The sequence below is a fragment of the Cellulomonas pasadenensis genome (assembly GCF_047229365.1).
GTDB lineage: Bacteria > Actinomycetota > Actinomycetes > Actinomycetales > Cellulomonadaceae > Cellulomonas.
In genome coordinates this window covers 1-12888 of the sequence record NZ_JBFTEP010000105.1, presented here as the reverse complement: position 1 = coordinate 12888, position 12888 = coordinate 1, and the positions used below count along the sequence as shown (strand labels likewise).

Here is a 12888-nt window from a genome sequence, read left to right as displayed (position 1 = left end):
GCCGCCGCCCGCGGACCCGCCGCCCGCGCCGCCGTCGCCCGGGACGGCGTCGACGTCCGTGACGAGGGCCACGCGGTCGAGCGCGACGCCCCCGTGGGGCACGGCGAGCACCCCGGGACCGGCCGGACGCTCGGCGGCAGCGCCCGCGCCCGCCGTCGCGACCGACAGGCCGCGCACCGCGGTGAGCGACAGACCGTCGTCCGGCGCGCCGGCCGGCTGGTCCGCGACCCGGTCGAAGTCGTCGAACGGCAGGACCACGTACCGCCACCCGGCGGTGTCGTCCGGGAACGTCGCCGCGAACCGCTCGGCCGTGTCCGGCGCCTGGTAGACCCGGACGTAGTCGAACGCCACCTGCTGCGGGAACGTGAGCTCGTCGGCCAGCGGGCCGCCGAAGTTCCCGCCGACCGCCATGTTGGCGATGAGGGTGAACGGGTGCTCGAACACCCACGCGTCGGGCGCCACGTCCTCGGGCGTCGCGGTGTGGAAGTGGATCGGCTCGCCACCGTCCTCCGTCACGTACCAGCGGATCTCCTCCGGCTCCCACTCGACGGAGAACGTCATCCACTCCCCGCCGAGGTTGCGGCCGAACTCCTGCGTCCGGCCGAACGCGTCGCCGCCGCTGTAGCCCGGGCCGTGGATGGTGCCGAAGATCGACTCGGGCAGCTTGCCGACGTACTCCATGACGTCGATCTCGCCCGTCTGCGGCCAGCCGACGTCCCGGAAGTCGTTGCCGAGGGACCAGAACGCCGGCCAGATGCCCGCGGCCCCCTGCGGCAGGCGGACACGCGCCTCCATCCGTCCGTGCAGGAACTCGGCCTTGCCCTCGGTGATGAGGCGCGCGGACGTGTGCGTGCACGGCCCGTACCAGCAGGTCAGCCCGGACGTCGCGGGGTCGACCTCGCGCGTCGTGATGACCATGTGGCCGTCGCCGTCGTGCGCCGCGTTGTCGGTCGAGTCCGTGTAGTACTGGAGCTCGTCGTTGCCCCAGCCCCAGCCGCCGGTCTCGTACGTCCAGCGGGCCGGGTCGGCCGGCGTGCCGGCGGCGGCCTCGAACTCGTCGGACCAGGCCAGCTCCCAGCCGGCGGGGCCGGGGTCGGCCGCGGCGTCGTCCTCGACGGTGACGGTCACGGGACGGCCGTCGCCGCGGCCGTGGAACCACATCCCGACGCCCTCGGTGCCGGACCAGTCCTGCGGCTGCGCGAACCCGCGCCGGAACCCGCCGTCGCCGACCACGTCGAGCACGTGCTCCCAGCGGTCCGCGCCCGGGTACGACTCGGGCGTGCCGGCGGCGACCTCGCGGGCCGCGACCGTGCCGGGGCCGAGCGGCTCCAGCAGGCCGGTGCCGTCCTCGGCGTCCACGAGGAGCAGCGGGTCGCGCGGGTCGTCGTCCTCGATCAGCACCTGACCGACGGTCGGCTGACCCGCCTCGGCGCCGACCGGGTCGGACAGGGTGATCGCGAACGGCTCGTCGCGCTCGTGCTTCGCGTCGTCGAGCGTGGCGACCTCGACGACGGCCTCGCGCGCACCGGCGGGGATCGTCACGGTGCCGGACGCCGCCGCGAAGTCGCGCTGGTCGCGCGCCGCGGGCGACTGCTCGGACGTGCGGCCCACGACCTCCCCGGTGCTCCACGTCACGGTGACGTCCTGGTCGGCAGGACGGGTCAGGACCATGTCCACCTGCACGGACGCACCCTCGGTGACCGGCGTGACCGCCTGCGCCAGGCGCACCCGCACGGGGTTGCGCACCGCCGACGCACCGGAGATCGTCACGTCGTCGACGTGGAACGTCGTGGTCGGGATCGGCGTCGACGAGCCCTGGACCGCCAGGGCGACGCCGTGCACGGCGGTCAGGGTCAGACCGTCGTCCGGTGCCCCCGCCGGCTGGCCGCCGCCCTTGCGGACGAGGTCGGCGAAGGGGACGACGACGCGGCGCCAGCCGGTCGTGTCGTCCGTGAACGACGCCGTGAAGCGCTCCGCGTCGTCGACGGTCGATCCCGGCGTGCGGTTGTCGAGCACGTCGACGTCGAACCGCGCGCCCGTGCCCGCGCCGCGGAACCAGAAGCTCAGCGTGGTCGACCCGCTCCAGTCCTGCGGCGTCCACGTCGTGCCGTCCGTCGTGAAGTTGTGGACGGCGACGGCCCAGCTGGGGTTCGTCATCCGCAGGGACAGCGCGTGGTTGCCGGCGGCCGCGCCCGGCACGGCGTCCGCCGGTGCGCCCGTGACGCGGTCGAGCACGGGGTCGTTCCCCGCGCCCGACGCGGTGACCCACCCGACCGGCGGGGTCGCGGTCGAGCCGGTCAGCAGCGGCTGCTCGAAGTCGAGGACCGTCTGCTGGTGCTCGACGAGCGCGAGGTCGTCGATCCACAGCGTGGGCGCCACGCGCGCGGCCGTCTGCTCGATCCCGATCGCGAGGCCGTGCACCTCCGTCAGCCCGAGGCCGTCGTCCGGGGCGCCGTTGTTGACGTTCTTGCGCAGCAGGTCCGCGAACGGCAGCTCGACGAAGCGCCAGCCGGTCCAGTCGTCGACGAGGCGCGTCGAGAACCGCTCGGCGTCGTCCACCGTCGACCCCGGGTTCCGGTTGTCGAGGACGTCGACGAACAGCGTCGCCCCCGAGTTCGCGCCGTGCATCCAGAAGCCGAGCCCGCGGTAGTCGCTCCAGTCCTGCGGGGTCCACGTGGTGCCGTCGTCGGTGAACGTGTGCAGCAGCGCCGCCCACGACGCGCTGTCGAGGCCGACCCGCAGCACGGAGCTCCCGTCCGCGGCGCCGGGGCGCGGGGCCGGCGGGGTCGTGCTGCGCGCGAACTCGGGCACGTTGCCCGCGCCCTGCGCCGTGAACCAGCCGAGCGGCGGCGTCGCGGCCGGGTCGGCGAGCACGAGCGGCTCCTCGAAGCCGTCGACGACGCGGTGCAGCAGACCGGTGCCGGTCGACGCCACCGCGTCGTCGTCGCGGATCGTCACCGTGGCCGTCGCCTGGCCGAGCGTGGCACCGACGGGGTCGGCGAGCGTCAGCGTGAAGGTGCGGTTGGGGCCCGGCACGGCGTCGTCGGTCACCGGCACGGTGACCGTGCGCGTCGTCGTGCCCGCCGGGAACGTGAGCGTGCCCGACCTCGCGGTGTAGTGCGTGCCGGCGACGGCGGTCCCGTCGGCCGTCGCGTAGTCGACCGTCACGTCGTCGGCGGCCGCCGTGCTCAGGCGGACCGCGACCTCGGCCGTGCCGGCCGACTCCGCCACGCCCACCGCGGCGGCGGCCACGCCGACCGACGGCGTGACCGGGCCGTCCGTCGAGTACACGGCGACGTCGTCGAGCACGACGGTGGCCGCACCGGACGCCGCCGGCAGCACGAGGCCGCGCACGTGCGTGAGGCCGAGGCCGTCGTCGGGCGCACCGGCGTCCTGGAAGTCGGTCGCCCGCGCGAAGTCGGACCACGCGAGGCGGACCTGCCGCCACCCGGGCGCGCCGACGGGCACGGTGACGTCGAACCGCTCGTACGGCGCGGGACCGGTACCGGTCGCGTCGAGCAGCTCGACCTGGAACGACGCGTCGGACCCGTCGCCGTGCACCCACAGCTCGACGCCGTCGTAGCCGGACCAGTCGCGGGGTGCGTCGGCGTACTCGAAGCCGACGCCGCCGTAGAACGGGTCGGCCGTGGTGTCGAAGCCGTAGCTCATGGCGTACGCGCTCGCGGCGCCGTCGGGCCGGGCGGGCAACCCGTCACCCGGCACGGCGCGCACGCCGGCGCCGCCGTTCGCCCACTGGATGAAGCCGGCACCGAGGGTGCCGTCCTCGAAGCCGTGCACGACGTCGACGACGTCACCCGGCGCTGCGGTCGAGGCGGTCGGGAGGGCGGTCGCGGCGCCGGCCGCGACCAGGGCGGTCAGTGCGGTGAGGGCGGTCGCGCGCCGCGCGTGCGTGCGGGGACCGGTCGGTGGGTGCATCGTCGCAGCTCCAGGGGACGCGGGGGCTCACCCGGGCCCGCGGCGGCCTGACGCCTCGCCTCCTCGCGAGCGCCCCGACGCGGTCCTGGGAACGTGTCCACGGACGCTATCCACACCGGTCATGCCGGTCAACGGCTCGGCTCGAATCGTTACGAAGGGACGGGGGCCGGGGGCCGCGACCCGTGGCGCACCGGCCGCGCCACGGGTCGCGGGTGCAGGCGGTCAGGCCTCGATGCCCTCGAACAGCTCGGTGACCAGCGCGGCGACGGGCGAGCGCTCGGACCGCGTCAGCGTCACGTGCGCGAACAGCGGGTGCCCCTTGAGCGCCTCGATGACCGCCGCGACCCCGTCGTGCCGGCCCACCCGCAGGTTGTCCCGCTGCGCGACGTCGTGCGTGAGCACCACGCGCGACGACTGGCCGATCCGCGACAGCACCGTCAGCAGCACGTTGCGCTCGAGCGACTGCGCCTCGTCGACGATCACGAAGGCGTCGTGCAGCGAGCGGCCGCGGATGTGCGTGAGCGGCAGGACCTCGAGGATGTCCCGGTCGAGGACCTCCTCGACGACCTCCTTGCCGACCAGCGCGCCGAGCGTGTCGAACACGGCCTGCGCCCACGGGTTCATCTTCTCGGCCTCGCTGCCCGGCAGGTAGCCGAGGTCCTGGCCGCCCACCGCGTACAGCGGGCGGAACACCATGACCTTGCGGTGCTGGCGGCGCTCGAGCACCGCCTCGAGGCCCGCGCACAGCGCGAGCGCCGACTTGCCGGTGCCCGCGCGCCCGCCGAGCGACACGATGCCCACCGACTCGTCGAGCAGCAGGTCGATCGCGACCCGCTGCTCCGCCGAGCGGCCGTGCACCCCGAACACGTCCTGGTCGCCGCGGACGAGCTGCACGTGCTTGTCCGCCGTGACCCGGCCGAGCGCCGACCCGCGCGGGCTGTGCAGCACGAGCCCGGTGTGGCACGGCAGGTCCTGCGGTGCGCCCGCGAGCGCAGACGCGGGCGGCGGGACCTCCGCGAGCGGCAGCGTCTCGTGCTCCCACAGCTGCGCCATCTGCTGCTCGCCCAGGTCGAGCGCGTCCATGCCGGTCCAGCCGGAGTCGACCGCGAGCTCGGCGCGGTACTCCTCCGCGCGCAGGCCCACGGCCGCCGCCTTGATGCGCATGGGCAGGTCCTTGGAGACGACCGTGACGTCGCACCCCTCCGCGGCGAGGTTCGCGGCGACCGACAGGATCCGCGTGTCGTTGTCGCCCAGCCGGAACCCCGCGGGCAGGACGCGGTCGTCGACGTGGTTGAGCTCGACGCGGAGCGTGCCGCCCTCGTCGCTGATCGGGACCGGCGCGTCGAGGCGGCCGTGCCGGACCCGCAGGTCGTCCAGGAGCCGCAGGGCCGCGCGGGCGAAGTAGCCGAGCTCGGCGTGGTGCCGCTTGGCCTCGAGCTCCGTGACGACCACGACGGGCAGCACCACGTCGTGCTCGGCGAAGCGGCGGACGGCGTGCGGGTCGGAGAGGAGCACGGACGTGTCCACCACGTAGGTGAGCCGGCCGTCGGCCGGGGCCGGCCCGCTCGGCGGCGTGCGGTCCCCCAGGTCGTGCTGCGAGGTGCGGTCCACGGCAGGCTCCCTCCGGCGCGTCAGCGCCCGGTCGGGCGCCTCCTGCGCGTGCGCGGCGCGTGCCGCGTCCGGCAGTCGGCGACGGGACGGGGTCGGCCGGCCGAGGGCCGGGTCCGGCCCTCCTCCCGGAGCACTGGCTCCATGGGCTGGCCTCCCGGGACGACGGGCGTCGTCCTCTGGCACCGAACCTAACGCCGCCCGCCGACAGCCCCCGGCACGTGACGCACGACACGCGAACGCGTCACAGGACGTTCATCCGGCGGACGCCGGCCCGACGCGCGGGCGGGTGCCGCCGCGCCGTCGGGGGCCCGTCGGCAGGTCCGTCAGCGCCCCAGCCGGCGCTCGCGCTGGGCGTACGCGCGCAGCGCGCGCAGGAAGTCGACGCGCCGGAAGTCCGGCCAGTACGCCTCGCAGAAGTAGAACTCCGAGTTCGCGCTCTGCCACAGCAGGAACCCGCTGAGGCGCTGCTCGCCCGACGTGCGGATCACCAGGTCGGGGTCGGGCTGCCCCTTCGTGTACAGGTGGTCGGCGATGTGGTCGACGTCGAAGGCCTCGGCGAGCTCCTCGACGCTCGTCCCGGCCTCGGCGTGGTGGCGCAGGAAGGACCGGACGGCGTCCGCGATCTCGCGCCGGCCGCCGTAGCCGACGGCCGCGTTGACGTGCAGCCCCTCGACGTCGGCCGTCGCCTCCTGCGCGCACCGCAGCGCCTCGGCGGTGCGCGCGGGGAGCATGTCGAGCGCCCCGACCGCCTGGATGCGCCAGCGCCGCTCGGCGGCCAGCTCGCCCACGACGTCCTCGATGACGGTGAGCAGCGGCTCGAGCTCCTCGGGGTCGCGCGCGAGGTTGTCGGTCGAGAGCAGCCACAGCGTCACGACCTCGACGCCCACGTCCTCGCTCCACGCGAGCAGGTCGCCGATCTTGTCGGCGCCGCGGCGGTGGCCGTGGGCCGACGAGACCCCGCTGCTGCGCGCCCACCGGCGGTTGCCGTCGAGGATGACCCCGATGTGCCGGGGCATCTGCGCCGACGGCAGCGAGGCCGCCAGGCGACGCTCGTACAGGCCGTACAGCGGGTGCGGCAGGCGCACGCGGACCCTCCCCGGGGGACGTCGGTGGACGCGCTCACGCTACTCGCCGCACGCGCGCACCGGTGGCCGTCCGGGACCTCCGTCACGTCGACACGGCACCTACGAGTGCGTAACCTACGGTGACGTAGGTTGTCCCGGACGAAGGCGGACCAGAGGCATGAGCTCCACCCCGGCACGCCCCGACGGCGCGGGCCGACGCGGCCCCGAGCCCGGCGCGCAGCAGGCGGGCGGTTCCGTCGGCGAGGCGGTCGGCGACGCCGTGGACGCCGTCGTCGCGGAGGTCAAGCCGCGCCTGCGCGGCTGGGTGCACGCCGGCGTCGCCCCGTTCGTGCTCGCCGCGTCGGTGCTGCTCGTGGTCTTCTCCCCCACGCCCGCGGCCCGCTGGTCCACGGCCGTCTTCGGCGCCTCGGCGGTGCTGCTGTTCGGCACCAGCGCCGTCTACCACCGGGGCCGCTGGTCGCCACGCGTGGCAGCCGTCCTGCGCCGGCTCGACCACACCAACATCTTCCTCATCATCGCCGGCACGTACACGCCGCTCGCGGTGCTGCTGCTGCCCGCGGCGACGGCCCGCACGCTGCTCGTCGTGGTGTGGACCGGCGCGATCGTGGGCGTCCTCGCGCGCGTGTTCTGGCTCAACGCGCCGCGGTGGGTCTACGTGCCGATCTACCTGGCGCTCGGCTGGGTGGCCGTCGGGTTCATGCCGCAGTTCTGGCGCACCGGCGGCGCGGAGATCGTCTGGCTGATCGCCGGCGGCGGGCTCGCCTACACCGTGGGCGCGGTCGTCTACGGCCTCAAGCGCCCGAACCCGAGCCCCCGCTGGTTCGGCTTCCACGAGGTGTTCCACGTGCTGACCGTCGTCGGCTACACGTGCCACTTCGTCGCGGTCGCGATCGCCGCCTCCCGCGCCGCCTGACCACCCCGACCTCCTCCCCGCACCCGCCCGCGCGCACGCGCCCGCCGCGCTGGCGCGCCCGCCCGTCGCGCGCGCCCGCGCCCGCCCGCCGCGCCCGACTCCCCGCCTCGCCCGCCGAGTGCGGCACATCGCACCGAGTGCACCCGTTGCCACTACCGCACTCGGCGGCACGTACAGCACTCGGCGAATGGGCGGGAGGGTGGGTCGGTGCCGGCGGGGTGGGCCGGTGCGCCGGCCGGCCCCACCCCGGTCCACCGCCCACCTCGCCGAGCGCGGCAGATCGCACCGAGTGCACCCGTTTCCACTACCGCACTCGGCGGCAGCTACAGCACTCGGCGGACGAGCGCGGGGGCGCGCCGGTGCCCGCGGGGGTGGGCCGGTGCGCCGGCCGGCCCCACCCCGGTCCACCGCCCACCTCGCCGAGTGCGGCAGATCGCACCGAGTGCACCCGTTGCCACTACCGCACTCAGCGGCACGTACAGCACTCGGCGGAGGAGGGCGTAGGTGCGGCGGTGGGCCGGTGCAGGCCGTCGTGGTGGGTGGGGCCGCGGGCCGGCGGGGGTCAGGCGCGCGGGACGACCGCGTACCGGCGGTTGGCCAGCGACGGGTTGCGCTCGCGCACGCCGGCCAGCGCGTCGGCGTCGAGGTCGACCGTGCGCACCTGCGGCGTCTCGTCGAGCTCGAGGCCGACGACCCCGTCCGGCCCGACCACCAGCGACCGGCCGACCACGCCACGCCCGGCCTGCCCCACGGCCACGACCGCCGAGGTGTTCTCGACCGCGCGCGCCGTGGCGAGGACGCGCCAGTGCGTCGCCTTGAGGGGCCCCGCCGCCCACGCCGCGGGCACGACGAGCACGTGCGCGCCCGCGTCCACCAGCCGGCGCGCCGACTCGGGGAACCGCAGGTCGTAGCAGGTCATGACGCCGAACCGCAGACCGGCGACGTCGAGCACGAGCGGCGGCGCGTCGGCCGGCCCGGGCACGAACCGGTCCGACTCCCGCTGCCCGAACGCGTCGTACAGGTGCACCTTGCGGTAGACGCCGGCGAGGCCGCCGTCGGCCGTCACCGCGACGACGGCGTTGACGGCCCGCCGCGGCCGCCCGGCGCGGTCGCCGTCCGCGTCCCCGTCCTCGTCCTCGTCCTCGTCCTCGTCCTCGTCCGCCGGCAGCGTCGTGCCTGCCAGCACGGCCACGCCGCTGCGCGCCGCCTCCTCGCGCAGCGCCGTGACGAACGGCCCGTCGAGCGGCTCGGCCAGCTCCGGACCGACCCCGCGCGGGTCGAACGCGGACGCGTACTCCGGCAGCACCACGACGTCGGCGCGGACCCGCGCGGCCTCGCGGACGGCGTCCCGCGCGACCTCGAGGTTCGCGCCGCGGTCGGTGCCGACCTGCAGCTGGGCGACCGTCACGCGGACCGCCGGGCGCACCGGCGGCTCGGGGCGGCGGCTCACGGTGTGCGGCCGATGCCCGCGCCGTCGGGGTCGTCGTCGCCCGTGCCGGCGTCGCCGCCGGGCGCGTCCCCGGGGCCGTCGACCGGCGGCGCGGACGGGCGTCCGCCCTCGGCGCGCGCGTCGAGCTCGGCCTGGGCGACGCCCTCCTCGGCCGTCACGGGCGCCGGCCCGTCGCCGCGCGCCGCCTCCTCCTGCGCGCGCAGGCGCGCCCGGTGGTCGGCGCGCCGCATCCGCCGGCTGAACGACACCGCGAGCGCGATCACGGCCGCCGCGAGCAGGAACGTCGCGAGGAACCCGTAGAAGCCGGGCGAGCCCTCCTCGGGGCTCTCGATGGTCGGGCCGGGCAGCCGCTCGGCGTGCACGACCGCGGCCAGCACCGCGCCCCCGACGGCCCCGCCCAGCAGCCCGGTCACCGTGCCGCCTCCGTCCCGCGGATCCCCGCGAACAGGTCGTCCTCGGGCGTCGTCGTCGGCACGCGCGACTCCGCGAGCTCGAACTCCTCGGTGCGCCACTGCGCGAGCTCGACCTCCCGCGGGACGGCGAAGAACCAGCCCTCGGGGTCGATCTGCGTCGCGTGCGCGCGCAGCGCCGCGTCGCGCTGCGGGAAGAAGTCGGCGCACTCGACGCGCGTCGTCACGGGGCGCTCGGGCACCTCGCGGGCCTGCCGGGAGTCGATCCAGTCGCTGAACGGCGACTCGCCGCCGGCCGCGACGATCGCGTCGTGGACGGTCCGCATGCGGGCGAGCGAGAAGCCGTGGTTGTAGTACAGCTTCAGCGGCGTCCACGGCTCGCCGTGGCCGCGGTACCGCTCCGGGTCGCCCGCGGCGGCGAACGCCTCGGCCGCGACGCGGTGGCACATGATGTGGTCCGGGTGGGGGTAGCCGCCCGTGGGGTCGTACGTCGTGACGACGTGCGGTCGGAACTCGCGGACCAGCTCGACGAGCGGCGCGGACGCCTCCTCGAGCGGGGTCAGCGCGAAGCACCCGTCGGGCAGGGGCGGCAGCGGGTCGCCCTCCGGCAGGCCCGAGTCGACGAAGCCGAGCCAGTGCTGGCGCACGCCGAGCGCCGCGGCGGCCGTGGCCATCTCCTCGCGGCGGACCGCGCGCATCGCCTCGAGCCCCTCGGGCGCCGGCCCGTAGTGCGGGTTCAGCACGTCGCCGCGCTCACCGCCCGTGCAGGTCACGACGAGGACGTCGACGCCCTCGGCGGCGTACCGCGCCGTCGTCGCGGCACCCTTGCTGGACTCGTCGTCGGGGTGCGCGTGCACCGCCATGAGCCGTAGCCGCTCCGTGCTCACCCAGGGGCCTCCCGTCACAGGTCGTCGGACGAGAGACAATGATCCCCCACGCACGCGCACCACCCGCACGACGAGCCCCTCGTCCCGACCCAGGAGGACCCGTGGTCGCACCGGCACCCCGCACGCCCGTCGGGCGCTACGGGCCGGAGCCGACCGCTGCCACGCGCCGGCTCCGACGGTGGGGCCTGGCCGCGGCGGTCGTCGTCACGATGCTGGTGCTCGGCTGGATCGGGACCGGCGTGCTGCGCGACCCCGTGCAGTGGAAGACGATCGGGTTCCGCGTCGACGGCGCGGGGGCGACGCAGGTGACGTTCGACGTCACGACCGACCCGGGCGTGGGCGCGACGTGCCGGGTGCAGGCGCTGTCGGAGTCGTACGCGCAGGTCGGCGTCCGCGACGTCGAGGTGCCGCCCGCCGAGGAGCGCACCCGGCGGGTCACCGTGACCGTCTCGACCGTGCAGAAGGCGGTGTCCGCGACCGTGGACGCGTGCACGCCGCTGCCCTGACGGCCCTGCGTCGTGCCGGCCGGGAGGGCGGACCCGGACGCCCGTCCGCACGCCGGCGGGCGTCCCGGCTACCATGGACGTTTACGCCGCCCCGGTCCGGCGTCGTACGAGCAGGTCGACGCGACCGCGGACAGACGGCGACACCCGTCCCGCACCGCCGCGCCGCACCGGTGCGCGTCGACGGGGCAGCACCACCGCCGAGGGCGGTGGTCCCCGAGGCAGGAAAGGAGCGATCGTGACCGACACGACTGCGGCCACGTGGCTGACGCAGGAGGCCTACGACCGCCTCAAGGAGGAGCTCACGCACCTCGAGACGGTGGGCCGCAAGGAGATCGCGGACCGCATCGCCGCGGCCCGTGACGAGGGCGACCTCAAGGAGAACGGCGGCTACCACGCCGCGCGCGAGGAGCAGGCCAAGCAGGAGGCGCGCATCCGCGAGCTGCAGGCCAAGCTCCGCAACGTGCAGATCGGCACGCCGCCGGACGACGGCGTCGTCGAGGCCGGCATGGTCGTCACGGCCGTCGTGGCCGGGGACGAGATGACGTTCCTGCTCGGCTCGCGCGAGATCGCCGGCACGGCGGACATCGACGTCTTCTCGCCCACGTCGCCCCTCGGTGCCGCGATCTACGGCCGCAAGGTCGGCGACGCGACGTCCTACGAGGCGCCGAACGGGCGCGAGATCCCGGTGGAGATCACGGCCGCGCGTCCGTTCACGGGCTGACGCCGGTCGCACCGGCGTACGCCGGTCCCCCACGCGCGACGGCGCCGCCACCCTGCGGGGTGCGGCGCCGTCGGCGTGCCCGGGGTGGTGCGGGCGGTCCCGGTCAGGCGTCGCCGACGCGGTAGCCGGCGGTGCGCAGCCCGGCGAGCAGGTCGCCGCAGTGCTCGGGGCCCTTGGTCTCGATCTGCAGGTCGACCGCGACCTCGCTGAACGCGAGGTCGCCGCCCGTGCGCGTGTGCGCGACGTGCATGACGTTGCCGCCCATGGTCGCGACGTCGCGCAGCAGGCCGGCGAGCGCGCCGGGGGCGTCCTCGACGCGGACGTGCACGTGCAGGTAGCGGCCCGCCGACGCGAGCCCGTGCCGGACGACGCGCAGCAGCACGAGCGGGTCGATGTTGCCGCCGGACAGCACGCACACGACGGGCCGCCCGTCCCGGACGAGGCCCGTGGGGTCGGCCATGAGCGCCGCGACGGCCGCCGCGCCGGACGGCTCGACGACGAGCTTGGCCCGCTCCGCGACGAGCAGCAGCGCCCGCGAGAGGTCCTCCTCCGACACCGTCCGCACCGGGACGTCGTGGTGCGCGAGGAGCTCGAACGGCACCGCGCCCGGCGTGCCGACCGCGATCCCGTCGGCCATCGTCCGCAGCTCGGGTGCCCGCACCGGGTGCCCCGCGGCGAGGGACGCGGGGTAGGAGGCGGCGCCCGCGGCCTGCACGCCGACGACACGCACGTCGGACCGGTCGTCGAGGGCCGCCGCCATGCCGGCCGCGAGGCCGCCGCCGCCGACGGGGACCACGAGCGTGCCCACGTCGGGCACCTGCTCGAGCACCTCGAGCGCGACCGTGCCCTGCCCCGCGTCGACGTCGTCGTGGTCGAACGGGTGGATGAGGACGGCGCCCGTGCGCTCGGCGTGCTCGCGCGCGTGCACGAGCGCCTCGTCCACGGACGTGCCGACGAGCTCGACGTGCGCGCCGTACCCGCGGGTCGCGGCGATCTTCGGCAGCGCGGCGTCGACGGGCATGAAGACGACCGACGTCAGCCCGAGCAGGCGCGCCGCGAGCGCGACGCCCTGCGCGTGGTTGCCCGCGCTGGCGGCGACGACGCCGCGCGCCTTCTCGGCGGGTGACAGCCGGGACATCCGCACGTACGCGCCGCGGATCTTGAACGAGCCGGCGCGCTGCAGGTTCTCGCACTTGAGCCACACGTCCGTGCCGACCAGCTCGGACAGCGCGCGGCTGCGCTGCACCGGGGTGCGCTCGGCGACGCCCGCGAGCAGCGCCGCCGCCGCGCGGACGTCGGGTGCGCCGATCACGGCGCGTCCGGGCCGGTGGTCGCCGCCGTCGGCGGGTCGTCCCGGCGGTCACCGCGC

Annotated in this window: 10 protein-coding genes; 3 read left to right on the top strand and 7 right to left on the bottom strand. The window is 76.0% G+C overall.

Annotated features, from left to right (window positions below; all coding sequences use genetic code 11):
* The 3 genes from AB6N23_RS13855 to AB6N23_RS13845 form a co-directional block, all read right to left on the bottom strand.
* A partial coding sequence (locus AB6N23_RS13855) for a carbohydrate binding domain-containing protein (RefSeq protein WP_412866607.1) occupies positions 1-3936 on the bottom strand: 3936 nt, incomplete at its 3' end.
* A 222-nt stretch (positions 3937-4158) separates the two neighbouring features.
* The gene (phoH2, locus tag AB6N23_RS13850; protein WP_412866608.1) at positions 4159-5523 is read right to left on the bottom strand and encodes an RNA 5'-3' helicase PhoH2; all 1365 of its coding nucleotides are present in this window, start codon (positions 5521-5523) and stop codon (positions 4159-4161) included.
* A 347-nt stretch (positions 5524-5870) separates the two neighbouring features.
* On the bottom strand, positions 5871-6632 hold the full coding sequence (locus tag AB6N23_RS13845; protein WP_412866606.1) for an isoprenyl transferase: 762 nt from the start codon (positions 6630-6632) through the stop codon (positions 5871-5873).
* Positions 6633-6789: 157 nt separating this feature from the next.
* On the opposite strand from AB6N23_RS13845, the gene trhA reads away from it, so the two are divergent.
* Complete coding sequence (gene trhA, locus AB6N23_RS13840) at positions 6790-7545, top strand: PAQR family membrane homeostasis protein TrhA (RefSeq protein WP_412866605.1); 756 nt, start codon at positions 6790-6792, stop codon at positions 7543-7545.
* A 562-nt stretch (positions 7546-8107) separates the two neighbouring features.
* On the opposite strand, the gene AB6N23_RS13835 is transcribed toward trhA, so the two are convergent.
* Genes AB6N23_RS13835 through mca form a run of 3 tightly spaced genes read right to left on the bottom strand, consistent with a single transcriptional unit; the run spans position 8108 to position 10292 of the window.
* Positions 8108-8995, bottom strand: coding sequence for a carbon-nitrogen hydrolase family protein (locus AB6N23_RS13835; RefSeq protein WP_412866604.1), 888 nt, complete (start codon positions 8993-8995; stop codon positions 8108-8110).
* The gene (locus AB6N23_RS13830) at positions 8992-9408 is read right to left on the bottom strand and encodes a hypothetical protein (RefSeq protein WP_412866603.1); all 417 of its coding nucleotides are present in this window, start codon (positions 9406-9408) and stop codon (positions 8992-8994) included. The genes AB6N23_RS13835 and AB6N23_RS13830 overlap by 4 nt, the downstream gene beginning before the upstream one ends.
* On the bottom strand, positions 9405-10292 hold the full coding sequence (gene mca, locus AB6N23_RS13825) for a mycothiol conjugate amidase Mca (RefSeq protein WP_412866602.1): 888 nt from the start codon (positions 10290-10292) through the stop codon (positions 9405-9407). Before mca ends, AB6N23_RS13830 begins: the two co-directional genes overlap by 4 nt.
* A gap of 101 nt (positions 10293-10393) precedes the next feature.
* On the opposite strand from mca, the gene AB6N23_RS13820 reads away from it, so the two are divergent.
* Complete coding sequence (locus AB6N23_RS13820; protein WP_412866601.1) at positions 10394-10798, top strand: DUF4307 domain-containing protein; 405 nt, start codon at positions 10394-10396, stop codon at positions 10796-10798.
* A gap of 235 nt (positions 10799-11033) precedes the next feature.
* The gene (gene greA / locus AB6N23_RS13815; RefSeq protein ID WP_412866600.1) at positions 11034-11519 is read left to right on the top strand and encodes a transcription elongation factor GreA; all 486 of its coding nucleotides are present in this window, start codon (positions 11034-11036) and stop codon (positions 11517-11519) included.
* A gap of 103 nt (positions 11520-11622) precedes the next feature.
* On the opposite strand, the gene ilvA is transcribed toward greA, so the two are convergent.
* Positions 11623-12831 carry a threonine ammonia-lyase gene (ilvA, locus tag AB6N23_RS13810; RefSeq protein WP_412866599.1) on the bottom strand — a complete coding sequence of 403 codons (1209 nt, stop codon included), beginning with the start codon at positions 12829-12831 and terminating at the stop codon, positions 11623-11625.
* Positions 12832-12888 lie beyond the last annotated feature (57 nt).

Excerpts from the sequence above, each read along its gene's own strand:
- trhA (WP_412866605.1), top strand. The coding sequence starts at position 6,790 with ATGAGCTCCACCCCGGCACGCCCCGACGGCGCGGGCCGACGCGGCCCC.